At 70.6% G+C, this 18,296-nt stretch carries 20 protein-coding genes and 1 tRNA gene; 11 read left to right on the top strand and 10 right to left on the bottom strand.

Translation table 11 applies throughout. The features are described from left to right. Together IEY93_RS36365 and IEY93_RS36360 are read left to right on the top strand one after the other, a co-directional pair. The coding region (locus IEY93_RS36365; protein ID WP_189167721.1) for a glycoside hydrolase family 11 protein at nucleotides 1-444 on the top strand (444 nt) is incomplete at its 5' end. Between the two features lie 456 nt (nucleotides 445-900). After that, a complete protein-coding gene (locus IEY93_RS36360; RefSeq protein ID WP_189167720.1) occupies nucleotides 901-1,581 on the top strand; it encodes a Crp/Fnr family transcriptional regulator in 681 nt (226 codons plus the stop codon). 176 nt (nucleotides 1,582-1,757) lie between these two features. Here IEY93_RS36360 and IEY93_RS36355 read toward each other — a convergent pair whose 3' ends face one another. From IEY93_RS36355 to sp36, 4 genes are all read right to left on the bottom strand, one after another. Further along, a complete protein-coding gene (locus IEY93_RS36355; protein ID WP_189167719.1) occupies nucleotides 1,758-2,561 on the bottom strand; it encodes an MBL fold metallo-hydrolase in 804 nt (267 codons plus the stop codon). Continuing rightward, nucleotides 2,558-3,526 (bottom strand): NUDIX hydrolase, encoded by a 969-nt coding sequence (locus tag IEY93_RS36350; protein WP_189167718.1) that lies wholly within the window; start codon nucleotides 3,524-3,526, stop codon nucleotides 2,558-2,560. Before IEY93_RS36350 ends, IEY93_RS36355 begins: the two co-directional genes overlap by 4 nt. A 301-nt stretch (nucleotides 3,527-3,827) precedes the next feature. Continuing rightward, entirely contained in the window at nucleotides 3,828-4,289 is a 462-nt protein-coding gene (locus IEY93_RS36345; protein WP_189167717.1) for a RidA family protein, read from the bottom strand. Further along, nucleotides 4,286-4,441, bottom strand: a complete 156-nt coding sequence (sp36, locus tag IEY93_RS36340; RefSeq protein WP_189167716.1) for a Sp36 family protein — start codon at nucleotides 4,439-4,441, stop codon at nucleotides 4,286-4,288. The genes IEY93_RS36345 and sp36 overlap by 4 nt, the downstream gene beginning before the upstream one ends. A gap of 154 nt (nucleotides 4,442-4,595) precedes the next feature. Between sp36 and bagA the strand changes: the two genes are divergently transcribed. Both bagA and bagB read left to right on the top strand, forming a co-directional pair. Continuing rightward, nucleotides 4,596-5,600, top strand: coding sequence for an ATPase BagA (bagA, locus tag IEY93_RS36335; RefSeq protein WP_189167715.1), 1,005 nt, complete (start codon nucleotides 4,596-4,598; stop codon nucleotides 5,598-5,600). Next, nucleotides 5,600-6,757 (top strand): ATPase BagB, encoded by a 1,158-nt coding sequence (gene bagB, locus IEY93_RS36330; RefSeq protein ID WP_189167714.1) that lies wholly within the window; start codon nucleotides 5,600-5,602, stop codon nucleotides 6,755-6,757. Before bagA ends, bagB begins: the two co-directional genes overlap by 1 nt. A gap of 224 nt (nucleotides 6,758-6,981) precedes the next feature. On the opposite strand, the gene IEY93_RS36325 is transcribed toward bagB, so the two are convergent. Then, complete coding sequence (locus IEY93_RS36325) at nucleotides 6,982-7,278, bottom strand: WhiB family transcriptional regulator (protein ID WP_189167713.1); 297 nt, start codon at nucleotides 7,276-7,278, stop codon at nucleotides 6,982-6,984. 314 nt (nucleotides 7,279-7,592) lie between these two features. On the opposite strand from IEY93_RS36325, the gene IEY93_RS36320 reads away from it, so the two are divergent. Continuing rightward, nucleotides 7,593-9,824, top strand: a complete 2,232-nt coding sequence (locus IEY93_RS36320) for a transglycosylase domain-containing protein (protein ID WP_307837605.1) — start codon at nucleotides 7,593-7,595, stop codon at nucleotides 9,822-9,824. 89 nt (nucleotides 9,825-9,913) lie between these two features. Here the strand turns inward: IEY93_RS36320 and IEY93_RS36315 are convergent, their stop codons facing one another. Further along, the gene (locus IEY93_RS36315) at nucleotides 9,914-10,369 is read right to left on the bottom strand and encodes a GatB/YqeY domain-containing protein (RefSeq protein WP_189167711.1); all 456 of its coding nucleotides are present in this window, start codon (nucleotides 10,367-10,369) and stop codon (nucleotides 9,914-9,916) included. Nucleotides 10,370-10,514: 145 nt separating this feature from the next. Here IEY93_RS36315 and IEY93_RS36310 point away from each other — a divergent pair, with 145 nt between their 5' ends. Next, complete coding sequence (locus tag IEY93_RS36310) at nucleotides 10,515-11,417, top strand: metallophosphoesterase (protein ID WP_189167710.1); 903 nt, start codon at nucleotides 10,515-10,517, stop codon at nucleotides 11,415-11,417. Between the two features lie 90 nt (nucleotides 11,418-11,507). Further along, nucleotides 11,508-11,581 (top strand) — tRNA-Pro (locus tag IEY93_RS36305). Nucleotides 11,582-11,738: 157 nt separating this feature from the next. Here IEY93_RS36305 and IEY93_RS36300 read toward each other — a convergent pair. The 3 genes from IEY93_RS36300 to IEY93_RS36290 form a co-directional block, all read right to left on the bottom strand. Further along, the gene (locus IEY93_RS36300; RefSeq protein WP_189167709.1) at nucleotides 11,739-12,179 is read right to left on the bottom strand and encodes a type II toxin-antitoxin system PemK/MazF family toxin; all 441 of its coding nucleotides are present in this window, start codon (nucleotides 12,177-12,179) and stop codon (nucleotides 11,739-11,741) included. Between the two features lie 63 nt (nucleotides 12,180-12,242). After that, nucleotides 12,243-12,404 (bottom strand): hypothetical protein, encoded by a 162-nt coding sequence (locus IEY93_RS36295; RefSeq protein WP_189167708.1) that lies wholly within the window; start codon nucleotides 12,402-12,404, stop codon nucleotides 12,243-12,245. Nucleotides 12,405-12,523: 119 nt separating this feature from the next. Next, nucleotides 12,524-13,504: an NmrA/HSCARG family protein gene (locus tag IEY93_RS36290; RefSeq protein ID WP_189167707.1), complete on the bottom strand. Its 981-nt coding sequence runs from the start codon at nucleotides 13,502-13,504 to the stop codon at nucleotides 12,524-12,526. A gap of 118 nt (nucleotides 13,505-13,622) precedes the next feature. On the opposite strand from IEY93_RS36290, the gene IEY93_RS36285 reads away from it, so the two are divergent. Both IEY93_RS36285 and IEY93_RS36280 read left to right on the top strand, forming a co-directional pair. Then, nucleotides 13,623-14,129: a MarR family winged helix-turn-helix transcriptional regulator gene (locus IEY93_RS36285; RefSeq protein ID WP_203968760.1), complete on the top strand. Its 507-nt coding sequence runs from the start codon at nucleotides 13,623-13,625 to the stop codon at nucleotides 14,127-14,129. A 167-nt stretch (nucleotides 14,130-14,296) separates the two neighbouring features. Next, nucleotides 14,297-15,073, top strand: coding sequence for an SDR family oxidoreductase (locus tag IEY93_RS36280; RefSeq protein ID WP_189167706.1), 777 nt, complete (start codon nucleotides 14,297-14,299; stop codon nucleotides 15,071-15,073). 23 nt (nucleotides 15,074-15,096) lie between these two features. On the opposite strand, the gene IEY93_RS36275 is transcribed toward IEY93_RS36280, so the two are convergent. Beyond that, entirely contained in the window at nucleotides 15,097-16,131 is a 1,035-nt protein-coding gene (locus tag IEY93_RS36275) for a GlxA family transcriptional regulator (protein ID WP_189167705.1), read from the bottom strand. A gap of 286 nt (nucleotides 16,132-16,417) precedes the next feature. Between IEY93_RS36275 and IEY93_RS36270 the strand changes: the two genes are divergently transcribed. Continuing rightward, complete coding sequence (locus tag IEY93_RS36270) at nucleotides 16,418-17,056, top strand: HD domain-containing protein (RefSeq protein ID WP_189167704.1); 639 nt, start codon at nucleotides 16,418-16,420, stop codon at nucleotides 17,054-17,056. An 84-nt stretch (nucleotides 17,057-17,140) separates the two neighbouring features. Beyond that, complete coding sequence (locus IEY93_RS36265) at nucleotides 17,141-18,061, top strand: NADP-dependent oxidoreductase (RefSeq protein ID WP_189167703.1); 921 nt, start codon at nucleotides 17,141-17,143, stop codon at nucleotides 18,059-18,061. The last annotated feature ends 235 nt before the right edge of the window (nucleotides 18,062-18,296 follow it).

Genomic DNA, 18,296 nt, shown 5'->3' with positions numbered 1-18,296 from the left:
ACCATCACGGCGGGCAACCACTTCGACGCCTGGGCCCGGAACGGGATGAGCCTCGGCAACCACGACTACCAGATCCTGGCGACCGAGGGTTACCAGAGCAGTGGCAGCTCCAACATCACCATCGGCGGCTCCGGCGGCGGTGGCGGTGACGGCGGCGGAGGTGGCGGTGGCGGTGGCGGTTCCTGCAGCGCCACCCTGTCGGCCGGGCAGCAGTGGAGCGACCGGTACAACCTCAACGTCTCGGTGTCGGGTTCGAGCAACTGGACGGTCACGATGAACGTGCCGTCCCCCGCGAAGGTCCTGTCCACCTGGAACACCAGCGCCAGCTACCCCAGCGCCCAGCAACTGGTCGCGAAGCCGAACGGCAGCGGCAACAACTGGGGCGTCACCATCCAGCACAACGGCAACTACACCTGGCCCACGGTCTCCTGTAGCGCGAGCTGACCTTCGCGACATCCGCGACGACACGGCGCGGCGGCCTCTGGTCGCCGCGCCGCCGCGTGCGTGCGCGGACCCGCGAGCCGGCTGAGCACACGGGCGATCACCCGCAGGAGACCGGCTCCAGGGGTCCGCTGTCCACCAAAGAGCACTAAGTACTTATTTTTACCTTCTTGTCCGTACACTGCGCTGTGAGGATCGTCGCGACCAGCAGCTCACGTGGGTTGCCGGAGTCGACCGCGCGACAGGCGGCACGCCTTCGCCGGGATCCTGGTCGTTCGCCGGGCCGGCCTGCCGGCGCCGGTCGGCCCCCGCGGTTGTCACTCGCGGGGTGCCCCGGCGGCCGGCGCGAGAGGCTCCATGCGACCCCCTTGATGCAGTACGTCACAATGTCTAGCAGCGAGCGCGATCCCAAGTGTGGCGCGCAGTCGTGGTGGCACGGCCACTGGACGAGGAGGCACCGTGAATACCGACGACGTGCTGGGAAAGGCCCCTTTGTTCGCAGCGCTCGACCGCGAGAGCGCCGCCGCGCTCCGCACGGGCATTTCCGAAGTAGAGCTTCACAAGGGACAGACCCTGTTCAGCGAGGGCGAGACGGGCGACCGGCTCTACGTGGTGCTGGACGGTAAGATCAAATTGGTCCGCACCGCGCCGGACGGCCGGGAGAACCTGCTCAGCGTGCTCGGCCCGAGCGAGATGTTCGGCGAGCTGTCGCTGTTCGACCCCAGGCCCCGTACGGCGAGCGCGATCGCCCTGACGGACGTCCGGCTGGCCGGGCTGGGGCACGACGATCTGCGTCCATGGCTGACCGGCCGCCCCGAGGTCGCCCTGCACCTGCTCCGGGCCTTGGCGCAGCGCCTGCGCCGCACCAACGACGTCATGGCCGACCTGGTGTTCACCGACGTCCCCGGCCGGGTGGGCAAGGCGCTCCTCGACCTCGCCGAGCGGTTCGGGCAGCGCACCGAAGAGGGCCTGCGGGTCCACCACGACCTCACCCAGGAGGAACTGGCGCAGTACGTCGGCGCCTCCCGCGAGACGGTGAACAAGGCGCTCGCCGACTTCGCCCAGCGCGGCTGGCTCCGCATCGAGGCGAAGGCCGTTGTGATCATGGACGCCGAGCGCCTGCACGCCCGGTCGCGTTAGGCCCGCTCAGCACAGGCCACTCAGCACAGGCCGCTCAGGCCAGGCCGGACACCGGGTCGAGGCCGCCGGCATCCGTCTGGACGGCGGCTCTCCCGGACCGCGCCGCGCACCGCCGGCTCCGGCCGCGCCGTGGCACCGCTGCCGGCCCGGGCGCGGTGTTCCCCCGCCCATCCTGCCTAGGCCTGCCGCTCCTCGAGGTAGGCGAGCTGAGCGCGCACCGACATCTCGGCCGCGGGCCACAGATGCTCGGGAACCTCGGCGTACACGACGCGGACGATCTCCTGCGGAGTCCTCGCCCCCGCCCGCCGGGCCTGCCTGATCTGCTCCAGACGCTCGCGCCGGTGGGCGATGTAGCCGTCGAGCGCCGCGAGCGGCTCCGGCAGCGGAGAGCCGTGCCCCGGCAGTAGCACCCGGGCGGCCGTCATCTCGGCGCCCGCCCGCAGCCGGTCGAGGCTGCGCAGATAGTCCCCGAGATCGCCGTCCGGCGCGATCACCGTCGTACCGCGGCCGAGGACCGTGTCGCCGGTCAGCATGGCGGCGTCGCCCGGCAGCCAGAAGCACAGCGAGTCGAACGAGTGGCCGGGCGTGCCGATCACTCGAAGCTCCAGGTCTCCGGCCGTGACGACGTCACCGTCCGTGAGCCCCTCGTCGCCGAGGACGTGCCGGGGGTCGAGCGCGCGCACCGGCGCGCCGGTCAGCTCGGCGAACCGCCGGGCCCCACCGCTGTGATCGTGGTGGCCGTGGGTGAGGAGGATCGCCGCCACGCGCCGGCCGGCCAGATGGTCCGCCACCCGCCGCAGGTGCCCCTCGTCGTCCGGGCCGGGGTCCACCACCAGGACCGTCTGCGCACCGGGCTCGGCGATGATCCAGGTATTGGTGCCGTCGAGCGTCATCGGGGAGGCGTTCGGCGCCAGGAGGTTGGTGGCGCGCGCGGTGCCGGCGCCGTCCGGCCCTTCCAGGGGGATGTGCAGACCGCTCATGGCACACGATAATCGTCGTCCGGGATGACCAGCCACATCTCGCCGTCCACCTCGGCGGCCCGCGGCTGGAAGGTCACGAGCTCGCGGTCGCACGCCAGCACCGCGTTCACCTCCCCGAATGCCGAAATCTCCGTCAAGGTGCGGAAAGTGGGAGGCATCAGGAGGATCTCCCCGTTCTTCGCCCGTTCGAGAGCCTGAGCGGGCCGCAGCCAGGCGACCTCGTCCGCCTCGCCGCCCACGTCCCGGGTGCGCTGCCCGGGCGGCATGGCGGCCACGAAGAACCTCGTGTCGAACCGCTTGCGCTCGACCTCCGGCGTGATCCAGTGCGCCCACGGCCGCAGCAGGTCGGCGCGCAGCACCAGACCTCGCCGGTTCAGGAAGTCGGCCAGTGACAGCCGCCGCTCCACGAGCGCCAGTCGGTCGGCCTCCCAATCGTCCCCGGTGGTGTCGGCGACCAGCGTGTCCGGGCTCGGGCCGGCGAGCAGGACCCCCGACTCCTCGAAGGTCTCGCGGACCGCCGCGCAGACCAGGCCACGGGCGGTGGCGGTCTCGGCCCCGAAGACCCGGCCCCAGACCTCGGGCGACGGCCCCGCCCAGGCGATGGCATGGTCGGCGTCCCGCGGGTCCACCGAACCGCCCGGGAAGACGTACGCGCCCGCGGCGAAGGCCATGCTCGCCGCCCGCCGCAGCATGTACACCTCGATCGCCCCGGAACGACCCGCCTCACCAGGGGCTGCGCCCTCGCCGCGCCCGGCTCCGGCGGCGGCCGAGTCACCCGTCACGGCACCCGCCGCATCGGCGGAGTCGCCGGCCGCCTCGGTGCCGGGCACGGGAACACCGCCGCCGGGGTGACCGCGGAGCAGCACGACGGTGGCGGCGTCCCTGGCGGGCACAGGGAAGATCTGCCCAGAGAGGATCGCGCGAGCACGCTCGCCCAGCTCTCCGGGGAGCGGAATGCCGTTCATGCCACCTCCGTGCGGTACGTACGCGAAGATCCGCCGCCGCGGCCGCCCGGCAGCGACGTCGATCGGCGCGACCATCGACGGTCATCGACCGGGAGCCGACGGCCGCCGCCGAGACCGGGTGTTTCGGCGGGTGTCCGGTGCGTGACCGGACACCCGTGCGAAGGCCGGCGCCACGACCGCGTGGAGCCGAGCCCGCCGTGACGGGGTGCGGGCCGAACCGGCGGCCGACGCGCGGCCCGCACCCCGTCACGCCCGCCAGGACGCCCGCGGCGAGCCGTGGCCGGCCACCGTGGAAGCAGGGCTAGCGCACTTCGGCGATGAGCTCCACCTCGACCGGGACGTCGAGCGGCAGGGCCGCCACGCCGACGGCGCTGCGCGCGTGCCGGCCCGCCTCCCCGAAGACCTCGCCGAGCAACTCGCTCGCCCCGTTGACGACCTTCGGCTGATCGGTGAACCCGGGCGCGCTCGCCACGAAGCCGACGACCTTGACGATGCGCACGATGTTCCCCAGACCGCCCGCGGCCTGGGCCGCGGCGGCGATGGCGTTCAGCGCGCACACCCGCGCCTGCCGCGTTGCCTCCTCGAGCGTCACCTCGGCGCCGACCTTGCCGGTGGGGCCGAGCTTGCCGTTCTCCAAGGGGATCTGCCCGGAGACGTACACGTGGTCACCGGTGCGCACGGCGGGCACGTACGCGGCGACCGGCTTGACGACCTCGGGCAGCGTGAGCCCGAGCTCCGCCAGACGCTCCTCGGGCGTGCTCATATCTTTTCCCGCTTCAGGTAGGCGACGAGCTGCTCGGGGTTGGGCCCCGGAATGACCGTGACGAGCTCCCAGCCGTCCTCGCCCCAGTTGTCGAGGATCTGCTTGGTCGCATGCGTCAGCAGAGGAACCGTCGCATATTCGTAGCGCTTCATGGGTGGAACTGTAGACGGGCCACACCTCCTCCCGCCGCCCGCCGGCCACGGTTGTGGACAACCTCGACCACGCCGGGATGTGACCTGCGTCCCAGCTTGCCCACCTGGAGGGCGGGCTGTGAATCGGAAAGTGACCGTTGGGTAGCCTGCAAGCGTGAGCGCTCGCGACACCGATTGGGACGGCGTACGACTCCACGTCGTGACCGGCAAGGGCGGCACGGGCAAGACGACCGTGGCCGCCGCGCTGGCCCTCGCCCTGGCGGCGGGCGGCCGGAAGGTGCTGCTGGTCGAGGTGGAGGGACGCCAGGGCATCGCCCAGGTCTTCGACACCCCGCCCCTGCCGTACGAGGAACGCAAGATCGCCGTGGCCCCTGACGGCGGCGATGTGTACGCGCTCGCCATCGACCCCGAAGAGGCCATGCTCGAATATGTCGAGATGTTCTACGGCATGCGCCGGGCCGGCAAGGCGCTGAACAAGATCGGGCTGGTGGACTTCGCGACCACCATCGCCCCCGGCCTGCGCGACGTGCTGGTCACCGGGAAGACGAGCGAGGCCGTGCGCCGCCGCGACAAGTCGGGCAGGCGGGCGTACGACGCCGTCGTGATGGACGCGCCGCCCACCGGGCGGATCACCCGCTTCCTGAACGTGACCGCCGAGGTCGCCGGGCTCGCCCGCATCGGCCCGGTGAAGAACCACGCCGACCTGGTCCGCGGGGTCGTCGCCTCCCCTGAGACCGCCGTGCACTTCGTCACGCTCCTGGAGGAGATGCCGGTCCAGGAGACCCTGGACGGCGTCGAGAGCCTGCGCGAGGCCAAGCTGCCCGTCGGCGGCGTCTTCATCAACATGGTGCGGCCCGAGCTGCTGCCGGCGGCCGTCCTGGAGGCGGCTGCCGAGGGCGGGTTCGACCCCGGCGAGCTGGCCCTCGGGCTCAAGGCGGCCGGCCTGGCCGACGGCGGGGGCGGCGTGCCGTCGATCGCCGGGGCGCTGGCCGCGGAGGTCAAGGAGCACGCACTGCGCACCGTCCTGGAGCAGCGCGAGCGGCGGTCGCTGGCCGAGGCCGGGACACCGCGGTACGAGCTTCCCCTCCTGCCCGAAGGGGCCGACCTCGCGGGGCTGTACGAACTCGCCGAAGCGATGCGCGCCCAGGGAGCAGCGTGATGACCGCCACCGCCACGACCGCCGACGGACACCGCCGTACCTCGCCGATCCTGGACATCGACGCCGTCCTGGACGACCCGGGCACCCGCATCGTGGTGTGCTGCGGCTCGGGCGGCGTGGGCAAGACCACGACCGCTGCGGCGCTCGGGCTGCGGGCGGCCGAACGCGGCCGTCGCGTCGTCGTGCTGACCGTCGACCCGGCGCGGCGCCTGGCCCAGTCGATGGGGCTCACCGAGCTGGACAACACCCCGCGGGTGGTGACCGGCGTCGAGGGGCCGGGCGAGCTGCACGCCATGATGCTCGACATGAAGCGGACCTTCGACGAGATCATCGAGGCGCACGCCGACCCCGAGCGCGCCCGGCAGATCCTCACCAATCCCTTCTACCAGTCGCTGTCGTCCAGCTTCTCCGGCACGCAGGAGTACATGGCGATGGAGAAGCTCGGCCAGCTCCGCCGGTCGGACGAGTGGGATCTGATCATCGTCGACACGCCCCCGTCGCGCTCGGCGCTGGATTTCCTCGACGCCCCGGAACGGCTCGGCCGGTTCCTGGACGGGCGGCTGATCAGAATCCTCATGGCCCCGGCCAAGGCCGGAGGACGCAGCGCGTTCAAGCTGCTCAACGCGGGTTTCGGCCTGGTGGCCGGGGCGATGACCAAGATCTTGGGCGCGCAGTTCCTCAAGGACATCCAGACCTTCGTCGCCGCCCTGGACGCCGTCTTCGGCGGCTTCAGGCAGCGCGCGGAGCAGACGTACCGTCTGCTCCAGGCTCCCGGCACCGCGTTCCTCGTCGTGGCCGCGCCCGAGAGGGACGCCATGCGGGAGGCCTCGTACTTCGTGGAGCGGCTCGCCGAAGAGCGCATGCCGCTGGCGGGTCTGGTGGTCAACCGGGTGCACCGCTCGCCCGCCCCGGCCCTCTCGGCCGCCCGCAGCACGGCGGCCGCCGAGGACCTGGAGGCGCGCGGCGAGCATGACCTCACGGCCGCCGTGTTGCGGCTGCACGCCGGACGCATGCAGCTCGCCGCGCGCGAGCACCGGGAACAGGAGCACTTCGCGTCGGCCCACCCCACCGTGCCGATCGCCGAGGTGCTCGCGATGCCGGAGGACGTCCACGACCTCGTGGGTCTGCGCGAGATCGGTGAACTCCTCGCGTCCTGACGCCTGCTGACACCTCGAAATCCGGTGCCGTCCGTTGATCGCACGGCTCGGCCACCCGCGGGCATGGTCGCGAGGACCTGACCGGCCGGCAGACAGGTGGCAGAGCCATCTGAGCCATCTGGGCCGAGGAACCCCGATCGGCCCCTGACATGAGTCAGGGGGCCCGTGATCAGCCCCCTGCACCGCCATGCCGGGCCCGAGGCGACCGCCCCGGCCCCCTGGACTCAGCCGGCGATCAACTCGTTGGTCCGCTCGTATTGCTCCTTCGCGACCTCCAGCAGGTCGCGCCAGGAGGTGACCTCCGGTCGCCGACGGAGCAGCGCTCGCCGCTCCCGCTCGGTCATCCCGCCCCAGACCCCGAACTCGATGCGATTGTCCAGTGCATCCGCGAGGCATTCCGTACGGACCGGGCATCCTCGGCAGATCAGCTTCGCCCTGTTCTGGGCGGCACCCTGCACGAACAACGCGTCAGGATCCGCACCTCGACAGGCGGCACGGGAGGTCCAATCCGTGATCCACATTTCGACCCCACTCCCCTATAGGTGGTCAGTCGTCACTTGGCGGCCGACGGGCGCGGGCGTCGAGCCTCCTTATTCAGTTGCCGCAGAGGAGAACGTACGCAACCAGACGTTCGGCCCGACAGCCCCCGGGCGGGTCAATTTCCCACATGGTCATGTCAGGCCATGTGGCCGGGAATGACTAGTCCTCCCCCGCGCGGGTAGTCGGCGGGTCAATGCGATATGGACATTGGGTACCTATTGAGTCAGTGGTTCGGCATACCCTGGACCTTGTGCAAGCTCAAGGCAAAGGTCCTGGATCCGTAGTCGCGAACCTCGTGCGGCTCATCGCCGCCGCCGTCGCCGCGGGCGTGCTTGCCGCGGCCGTCGCCCTGCCCGCCGTGGGCGGCGCGGGCGTGGGGGTCAAGAGCGCCTCTGACGTGCTCGACCTCAACCCCGAACAGCTCGACGAACCCGACCTGCCGGAGAAGACCGAGATCCGCGACGCCAAGGGCAAGCTGATCGCGCAGTTCTACTACCAGAACCGCGAGTCGGTGCCCCTGGACAAGGTCGCCCCGGTCATGCGCGAAGCGATCATAGCCATCGAGGACTTCCGCTTCTACCAGCACGGCGCCCTCGACCTCGAGGGCTTCACCCGCGCGATGATGAAGAACCTCCAGTCGGGCGGCGTCTCCCAGGGCGGCTCCTCGATCACCCAGCAGTACGTCAAGCAGGTGCTGCTGAACAAGGCCGAGACCAAGGAAGAGCAGCTCGCGGCCATCGCGCCGACGGTCTCCCGCAAGCTCAACGAGCTGCGGTACGCCATGGGCATCGAGAAGAAGTACACCAAGGACCAGATCCTCGAGCGCTACCTCAACATCGCCTACTTCGGCGCGAGCGCGTACGGCATCCAGGCCGCGGCCAAGCGGTTCTTCGACAAGCCGGCGTCCAAGCTGAGCCTCGAAGAGGCCGCGACGCTGGCCGGCGCCGTGCAGAACCCCAACGCCACCGACCCGAACCTGGGCAAGCAGCACAAGGCGGCCCTGCTGGCCCGCCGCAACACCGTGCTCGACCGCATGGCCGAGCTGAAGAAGATCACTCCTGACCAGGCGACCGAGGCCAAGGCCAAGAAGCTCGTCTTCAAGGACAAGGACATTCCCGGCGGCTGCGAAGAAAGCGACTACCCGTACTTCTGCATGTACGTGCAGAACGAGATTCGCAACGACCCGCAGTTCGGCAAGACCCCGAAGGCCCGGCAGGAGTTCCTGAACCGGGGCGGCCTGACCATCAGGACCACGCTCGACACCAAGATGCAGAAGGCCGCCGACAAGGCGATCAAGAAGTGGGTCTACGCCTCCGACAAGCCGGTCGCCGCCGAAGCGCTGATCGAGCCGGGCACCGGCATGATCAAGGCCATGGCCGCGAGCCGCAAGTACGGCCGCAGCAAGAAGAAGAACCAGTCGACCTACAACCTGGTCGCCGACGCCGCGCACGGCGGCGGAACCGGCTTCCAGGCGGGCTCGACGTTCAAGGTCTTCACGCTGACCACCGCCCTCAAGGAGGGCATGAAGTTCGGCGACGGCATCAACTCCGGCAGCTCCTTCCAGGCCAACGGATACAGCGACTTCAAGAACTGCAAGGGCCAGAACGTCGGTGCCCCGGACCACGTCGCGCACAACTCCGAGGGCGGCGGCGGTTTCAAGACCCTGCAGACCGGCACCTGGGGCTCGGTGAACACCTTCTTCCTCGCCCTGGAGCGCAAGGTCGGGCTCTGCGACGTCGTCAAGACCGCCAAGGACCTCGGCATCAAGCGCGCCGACGGCCGCAAGCTGTCGGAGGTCGAGACCTTCACCCTCGGCGTGAACGAGATGGACCCGGTGACCGTGGCCAGCGCGTACGCGACGTTCGGCGCGCGCGGGAAGTACTGCGAGCCGATGGCGATCACCTCGATCACCGACCGCAACGGCAAGACGACCGAGTTCAAGCCGAGCTGCAGGCAGGCCCTCGAAGAGGAGATCGCCGACGCGGTGTCCGACATCCTCTCCGGGGTGTTCACCAAGGGCACGATGCGCGGCGTGGGCGGCATCGGCCGGGACGCCGCCGGCAAGACCGGCACCACCGACGACTCGATGACCGCCTGGTTCGCCGGGTACACCCCCGACCTGGCGGGTGCGGTCAGCCTGGGCGACCCGCGCGGCTCCTACACCCACCCGCTGCGCAGCGTCACCATCGGCGGCCGGTACTACGGCGAGGTGTTCGGCGCGACGATCTCCGGCCAGATCTGGAAGGCCACGATGCTCGACGCACTGCGCGACATCGAGCCCTCGTCCTTCGTGGCGCCGGACATGGACCGCTTCGGCGGCTGCAGCAACGGCTGCGCGCCCAAGCCGCCCAAGAAGGACCCCATCGAGAACAACGGCACCGGGTTCCCCGTCCCCACCGACAACGGCGGTCCGGACGACGTGGCGGCGCCGCCCGGCGGCCATGGCGGCAACGGCCGGGGCAACCGCGGCGGCGGCAACCGGGGGACCGACATCAACCCGGTCACCCCGATCACCCCGAACAACTGACCACCTACGAGAAGTGCCCTTCCCCCAACGGGAAGGGCACTTCTCGTCTCCGCCACGCCTCACCGGCCATCCGGCCGGCGGGCGGCGCGTCAGCCGGCCAGGCGGGTGCGGACGACCTGGGCGACCCGGCCACCCTCGGCCCGGCCGGCGATCTTGGGCGTGAGGACCTTCATGACCTGCCCCATCGCCTTCGGCCCCTCGGCGCCGCTCTCGGCGATGGCCTCCTGCACGAGCCGGTCGAGCTCCTCGTCGCTCAACTGCGCCGGGAGGTACGCCTCCAGCACCGCCTGCTCGTCCAGCTCGGCCTGCGCCTGCTCGGTCCGCCCGGCGCCGGCGAACGCCTCCGCCGCCTCCTTGCGCTTCTTGGCCTCCTTGGTCAGCACCTTCACGACCTCGTCATCGGAGAGCTCGCGCGCCGACTTGCCCGCGACCTCCTCGGTGGTCACGGCGGCGAGGGCCATGCGCAGCGTCCGGGTCCGGACCTCGTCACGGGCCTTCATCGCCGTCGTGAGGTCGGCCTTCAGCGTGTCCTTCATAGCAGTCATGACCACCATCTTGCCGTGTCCCCGCACCCCGCTCGCCGCCATTTCCCCCCGGCACCCCACGAGCGTCCATCGCCCGGCGCGGCTCCGGAGTGCCCACCTTCGGCCAGTGCGGCCACAACGGCGCACCCTCGGGCATCATTGAACGGTGAGGAAAGCTGCCGCCATACCCCTGTCCCTGCTCGGTCTCGGCGTCGCCGGGCTCGGCTACGCCTCGGTGATCGAACGCAACTGGTTCCGGCTGCGCCGGTTCGACGTGCCGGTCCTCGACCCGGGCAGGCGGCCGGTGCGCATCCTGCACATCTCCGACCTGCACCTCACCCCCGGGCGCACCCGCCTGATCGACTGGGTGCGGTCCCTGGACGCGCTCAACCCCGACCTGGTGGTCAACACCGGCGACACCATCGCCCACCCCGACGCCGTCCCGGCGTACCTGCGCGCGGTCGAGCCCCTGCTGGCCCGTCCCGGCCTGTTCGTCTACGGCTCCAACGACCTGTACGCCCCCCGGCCGAAGAACCCCGCTCGCTACCTGTGGAGCTCCTCCAAGACCACCCGGCAGCACATACCCAACCTGCCGTGGACCGAGCTGGGCGAGAGCATGACCGCCGCCGGATGGCACGACATGAACAACGCCACGGCCCGGGTCAAGCTCGGCGACCTGGACGTGCACGTGGGCGGCATCCACGACTCGCACATCAACCGCGACCGGTACGACGAGATCGCCGGCCCGGCCCCCGCCGACGCCGACCTGCGCCTGGGCGTCATGCACTCCCCTGAGCCCGCCAACATGTCGCGCTTCGCCGACGACGGCTACCAGCTCCTCCTGGCCGGCCACACCCACGGCGGCCAGCTCTGCATCCCCTTCTACGGCGCCCTGGTCACCAACTGCGGCATCGACCGCGCCCGCGTGAAGGGCTTGCACCGCCACGACTCGGCGTGGCTGCACGTCTCGGCCGGCCTGGGCACCTCCCCGTACGCCCCGGTGCGCTTCTCCTGCCCGCCGGAGGCCACCCTGCTGACCCTCGTCCCCCGCCGTCCCGCCCGCTCCTGATCTTCCAAACCCCCTGCCCGCTCGAGCGGATCTGGATGACGCACCCACTGCCAAAGTCCGCTAGACTCATGCGAGCACGAACAAGTGCACCGGGGTGTAGCGCAGCTTGGCAGCGCGCTTCGTTCGGGACGAAGAGGCCGTGGGTTCAAATCCCGCCACCCCGACCCAGACAGAGGGCCACTTGCGATCATCGCAAGTGGCCCTTCTGCTGTCCGTACAGCGGCGAAGTACGGCAACGCCGCCCTACGCCCCGTCGAGGGTCTTCCCCGGACGCTTGAGCGCCTTCCTCGTGGCCTCCGACATCGCCTCCGTGTAGAGGTTCTAGGCGAATGACCAGCCGTAGCGTTGATGCAGGACTGTGGCGACACGGGCGAATCTGGCCCGGTCAAGGATGGAGCCCTCACGACGGATGCCGTCCTCGTCGAGTTCGAAAACCCGGTCCACCCGCAGGTAGGAGACCCGGCCCTCGCGATCCCAGGTGCCGGAGCCGAGCTCCAGCCAGTCATCCTGGTCGGGCCCGGGGTCGCGACTGGACAACAGCATGCCCAACAGCCGGCGCCCATGACGGCCGACGAGCAGCAGGGGCCTGTCCTTGCCACGCGTGGCGTCCTCCTCGTACGGTACCCAGGCCCATACGATCTCGCCGGGATCGGCCAGGCCGTCCAAGTTCGGGGAGTATTCCAGGGCCGCCGCCCTCTCGATGTCGTACACCTGCCGTACCACGCCGCGAACGGGGCGGGGATCGTCACCAAGATCACGCATGCTTGCAGCCTAACGCCACGCGTCGCCGGTGAGTATGCGGTTCGGGACGAAGAGGCCGTCAGTTCAAATGCCGCCGCCCCGACCCGGCAGTACCAGCTGAAAGGCCGGTTCCTCCAGGTGGAACCGGCCTTCTGCATTGTTCGGCGACTGTGCTCCCTGCTCGTACCGCAGGTGCGTGACGCCGGCCGGCTGCCGGCCGCTCTTCATCAGCGCGCCGTCCGGCAACGAGGAGTTCCTCCTCAAGGTGGGCCATCTCAGAGTGGCGTCGTTGCCGGAGCGACCGGTGGCGCTGGACGGGCGCTTCGGGGCCACCGCGCGGAGGCGTCCTTGACCCGGCCGCCGGGTCAGCGGATGGTGAGATCCGCCGGCCGGCCGCGGAGCCAGGTGTCGAAGGACTGCAGGCGTGGGTTGAGCTCGTGCAGCAGGTCCTCGTCGACGAGGCGTGCGATGTCGGATTCCGCCGCGACGAAGTAGGCGAGCATGTTCGCCACCTCCTCCGCGCCGGGGAACCCGGCCGCCCGGACCGTGTCGGGGCCGGTCGGCAGGTACGCCACCGGCTCCCCGAGCGCCTTGGTCAGCGCCTCGGCGTACTGCGCCCCGGTGAGGATGGAGCCTGCGACGCTCACGGCCCGCCCGGCCATCGCCTCGCCCTTCCGGAAGATGCCGTAGGCGGTCCTGCCGAGGTCCTCCGCGGCGTGCGCGGCCACCCGCGCGTCGGCGAATCCCGGCGCGAGCACCAGACGGCCCTGCTCGTCGCGGCGCGGGCCGAAGAGGGAGGGGTCCAGGAACGCTTCGTAGTAGACGTTGGCCTGCAGGTAGGTGGTGGGCACGCCGGACTCGGCGAAGAATCGGTTGGCCTCGGCCTTGCCATCGGCGTGCGGCACCTTGTACCCGCCGTCGAAGGTCGCGGCCTGCTGGTCGCCGGCCGGGAAGTACGGGCGGGTGTCGGGCAGGGTCGACCAGATCACGTGCCGCGTGCCGGCCTCCTTGGCCGCCCGCGCGGCGTTGGCGGCCTGGCTCAGCTCTCGCTGGGATGCGCTGCGACGCCGCTGGTCCTCCTCCGTGCGCGGCTCCCAGAAGTTGGTCACCACGAAGGCGCCGTGCGCGCCGTCGAACGCGCCGCGCAGGGCGGTCTCGTCATCGAGGTCCGCCTCGACCACCTCCGCGCCGAGCGCGGCCAACTCCTTCGCCCGCTCCGAGCCGGCGTCGCGGGTCAGCGCTCGCGCCGAGAACCCGCCACTCGGGTCGGCCGAAATCGCGCGGACCAGCCCGCCGCCCTGGGCACCGGTCGCACCCACCACCGCGATGATCTTCCGGTCGCTCATGGGACCCCTTCCCATCTCACTTCAAGCTTGAACTCAGCACGAAAGTAGCACAACGTTCGAGCTTGCAGCGCCGGAGGAGGGTTCACTTCACGGCTGAAGCCGCTCGTACACTGAGTGCGTGCATGAGCCCGCCGCCGACCTCGACGACGCCTCCGGTGAGGAGCCGCGCTGGCTGAGCCCGGCCGAGCAGCGGGCGTGGATCGCCCTGGGCGGGATGATGCTGAAGCTCCCCGCGGTCCTCGACGCCCAGTTGCAGCGCGACTCCGGGCTGACGATGTTCGAGTACTTCGTGCTCTCCGCGCTGTCCATGGCGGAGAGCAGGACCATGCGGATGAGCGAGCTCGCGACGATCGTCAACGGTTCTCTGTCGCGCCTGTCCAACGTGGTCAAGCGCCTTGAGCAGCGTGACTGGGTCCGCCGTGAGCCCTGCCCGGACAACGGCCGGTACACCAACGCGGTGCTGACCGACGCCGGGTGGGCACAGGTGGTGGCGGCCGCTCCGGGGCACGTCCGGGCGGTGCGGCACTTCATCTTCGATGTCCTGACCGCCGACCAGGTGGCGGAGATACCCGAGATCGGCCGGCGCGTCGTCGAACGCATCGACCCCGACTCCAACTGGCCCTGACCGCACCCAGAGATCCTCGTGTGCGTTATGCATGGCTTTGGGTAGTTTTGTCGGTATCAGTCTTCGCGTGCGGCTGGTGTCCTGCACGGCCGGTCCGGCCATGGTGTGCCGAATCAGTGGCCCGGATGAGCGGACCGCCCTCAGAGAATCACCGGGAGGTACCTCAGATGACCTCGCAGACCTCTACCGCCCCGCTCGCCGGCCGTGTCGCCGTGGTCACCGGCGCGTCCAGCGGAATCGGGGAAGCGACCGCCGAACACCTGGCATCGCTGGGAGCGAAGGTCGCCGTGCTGGCCCGGCGCGAGGAGCGCCTCGCCGAGCTGGTCTCGCGTATCGCGGAGAACGGCGGCACCGCGCTGGCGATCGCCGCGGACGTGACCGACGTCCAGGCCGTGCGTGCCGCCGCCGACCGGGTCAAAAGCGACCTCGGTGGCGCGGACCTGCTGTTCAACAACGCGGGTGTGATGCTCCCGGCCCCGATCGAGGAGCTGGCCGTCGACCAGTGGCAGCATCAGATCGACCTGAACGTCACCGGCCTGATGAACGTCATCGGCGCGTTCGTTCCGCAGTTGGTCCAGGCGGCCGCCGAACGTGGCGTCGGCGACCTGATCAACACCTCTTCGATCGCCGCGCAGAGCCTCTTCCCGAACTTCGCCGTGTACGCGGCGACCAAGGCCTACGTCACGCACCTGTCCCGGCACCTGCGGGTGGAGCTGGGCCCGAAGAACGTCCGGGTCTCCGCGATCGAGCCGGGCATCGTCGGTACGGAACTGCAGGACCATGTCACCGACCCAGGTGCGCTGGACTGGCTGTCGGGCGCCAAGGAGACGATGGAGTGGCTGACGGCGGAGGACATCGCCCACACCATCGGCTTCATCGCCTCCCAGCCGGCACGCGTCAACTTCCAGCAGGTCACGATCATGCCCACCGGCCAGCCCAGCTGATCGCACCCCACGCGCCGGCGTCCTCATCCGAGGCGGCGGCCGGGCGTGGCCGGGACGCCCCGCCGAGTCGCCTCTTGCCCGGGCTCGGTGTCGCCGGCGCGACGGGTCGTCCTGAACCGGCGCTGGTAGGCGGCCGGGCTGATCGCCAGCTTCCTGGCGAAAACCCGTCGCATGCTCTCGTAACTGGGGAAGCCCGCGAGGGTCGCGGCCCGCGTCGCGGAGTGTCCTTGGTCGAGCAGCGCCCTGGCCAGGTCGAATCGGATGTTCTCCACGTAGCGGGCGGGCGTGGTGGACAGGTCGTCGCGGAACAGCCGGGTGAGGTGCCGGGTGCTCATGTTGAGACGTCTCGCGAGTTCACCGAGCGAGTGGTCCCCGCCGGGGTTCGCCGTCACCACGTCGGTGATCTCGCGGAGGGCCGGCGAGCGGGGCGGCGGTCCTTGCAGCGGTGCCGAGAACTGCGACTGCCCGCCCGCACGCTGCATGTACACCACCAGGGCGCGGGCGACGTCGCGCGCCAGGTCGGGCCCGTGGTCCTCTTCGACGAGAGCGAGCGCGAGGTCGATGCCGGCCGTCACCCCTGCCGAGGTGTACGTGGTTCCGTCGCGAACGTAGATCGCGTCGGGCTCGACGCGGCAGGTCGGACACCGGACGGCGAGCTCGTGCGCGACCTGCCAGTGCGTGGTCGCGCGCTTGCCGTCGAGGAGACCGGCGGCGGCGAGGATGAACGCCCCGGTGCAGATCGACACGACCCGCCCCGCCACGGCCGCCGGCAGCCGGGCGGCGTCCGCCAGGTCGCCGGGGACAGGGGTGCGCGGATAGATGTCCGACCCGGCCACCAGTAACGTGTCCGGAGCCGGGTCGGCGGAGACGGCGCCGTCGACCGCGATCCGGACTCCGAGGTTCGACGTGACGTCCGCACCGGCCGGCGACAGCAGCATGATCCGGTAGCCGGCGCCGAAGCGGTTCGCCTCCTTGAACACCTCCGCCGGACCGGCGAGGTCCAGCAACGTCACGCCGTCGTAGACGAGGATGGCGACGCGGTGGGGAGCGGTGTTCACCGCGCCGGTCCCTCCGGGGCCGGATCCGCGCGATGGATGGCCGGGCCCTGGCGGCGCTGACCAGCGCCGGGCCGGCGACGCAGGAGGCACGGACACCGTTTCATTGGTAGCACACTCCTCGTGGGCGGGATCGGTCACCCGGCGGCCGGAACGGCAGTCCCCCTCCCATGTCCGGATATAGGTGATTCCTGGCCGGACGAAGGCGGCGGCGCACGCCGGTCGGGGCGGAGCATGGAAGTCGGACACCCGGTCCACGACCGACACACCTTCCGGAAAGCCAGAGACCATGCCAGAGATCATCGCGGGGTTGGAGATACCCGAGACGGCGGCGGCCGCCGAAGCGACGGCGCTCATCCAGAAGACGACCTCCCCGCTCATCTACCACCACTCCCGCCGGGTCTTCCTCTTCGGCCTCATCCACGCGCACCGGCTCGGTGTGCGCCCGGACCCGGAGTTGCTCTACCTGGCGGCCATGTTCCACGACAGCGGCCTGCTGACCCCGTTTTCCGAGGTCGAGCAGCGCTTCGAGGTGGACGGCGCCGACCACGCGCGGGAGTTCCTCCTGCGCCGGGGTTTCTCCGCGGCCGCGGCCGAGACCGTCTGGACGGCGATCGCGCTGCACACCACGCCGGGCATCCCCGACCGGATGGCCCCGGAGATCGCGACCATGTACCTCGGCGTCCTGACCGACGTGCTCGGTCTGGGGCTGGACGGCCTGGCGAAAGACCAACTGGACGAGATCCTCGCCGTCCACCCCCGCGGGGACTTCAAGAACGAGTTTCTCCGTACCTATTTCGAGGGGCTCAAGAACCGCCCCGAGACCACGAACGGCACGGTGAACTCCGACGTGCTCGAGCACTTCATCCCCGGATTCCGCCGGGTGACGACGGTCGAGCGCATGCTCGGCTCACCCTGGCCGAGCTGACCGGACCTCACCCAAGGCCATGCCGCACCTCCTGACGACCTTCGCTTCGCGAATTCGAAAACCGCACACAGAGGGGAACCCGCCATGCAAGCCATCGCCGTTCGAGACCGCGCCGCCGGTGCAGACGGGCTCTTCCTGACGGAGCTGCCCTATCCCCACGCCGGCGAGAACGACGTCATCGTGCGGGTCCATGCTGCGGGGTTCACCCGCGGAGAGCTCGACTGGCCGGCGACATGGACCGATCGCGCCGGCCGCGACCGGACGCCGAGCGTACCGGGACATGAGCTGTCGGGCGTCGTCGCCGCACTGGGCTACGGAACCACCGGCCTCACCGTCGGCCAGCGGGTGTTCGGACTGGCCGACTGGACCCGTGACGGCTCACTGGCCGAGTACACCGCGGTGGAGGCCCGTAACCTCGCCCCGCTGCCGGCGGACATCGACCACACCGTGGCCGCCGCACTGCCGATCTCCGGGCTGACCGCATGGCAGGGCCTGTTCGACCACGGCCGCCTCGCGGCGGGCCAGACCGTCCTGATCCACGGCGCCGCGGGAAGCGTCGGATCGATCGCGGTGCAGCTCGCGCGTGAGGTGGGCGCGCGGGTGATCGGCACCGGCCGGGCCGCCGACAGGGACATCGCACTCGGTCTCGGCGTGGACGTCTTCCTGGACCTGCAGGCCGATCAACTGGAGGACGCCGGAGAGGTCGACGTGGCGTTCGACGTGATCGGCGGCGACGTCCTCGACCGCTCGGCCGCGTTCGTGCGCGCCGGTGGCACGCTGGTGAGCATCGCCGCGCCGCCCAAGGTCCAGCCCAAGGACGGGCGGGCGGTCTTCTTCGTCGTCGAACCTGATCGCGCCCGGCTCGCGGACCTCGCCCAGCGTCTCCGGGACGGCCGGCTCAAGCCGATCATCGCAGCCGTGCGGACGCTCGCCGAGGTGCCCTCCGCGTTCGCCCCGGACCGGCGGACCCGCGGCAGGACCATCATCAGGGTCAGGGAGGACTGAGGTCCCGCTCCGGCGTCGCCTTCGCGTAGCGGTGCTCGCGGACGCCGATCTCCGCCCTGCCAGGTCCTCGATATGACCGCGGCGGGCTCGGTGTCGTACCGAGCCCGCCGCTTCAGCCTTCCATCTGGTCCTGATCGCGTGAGGTGATCTCGACCTGAGCGGCCGCACACCCGAGCAGGACCCGTGTCACCCGATCAGCGCTGCAGGGTCAGCAGGCCCGGGCGGTAGGGCAGCT

The organism is Sphaerisporangium melleum, assembly GCF_014646695.1.
GTDB lineage: Bacteria > Actinomycetota > Actinomycetes > Streptosporangiales > Streptosporangiaceae > Sphaerisporangium > Sphaerisporangium melleum.
Note: the sequence above shows the minus strand (reverse complement) of the source record. Positions and strands in the feature narration are given on the sequence as shown.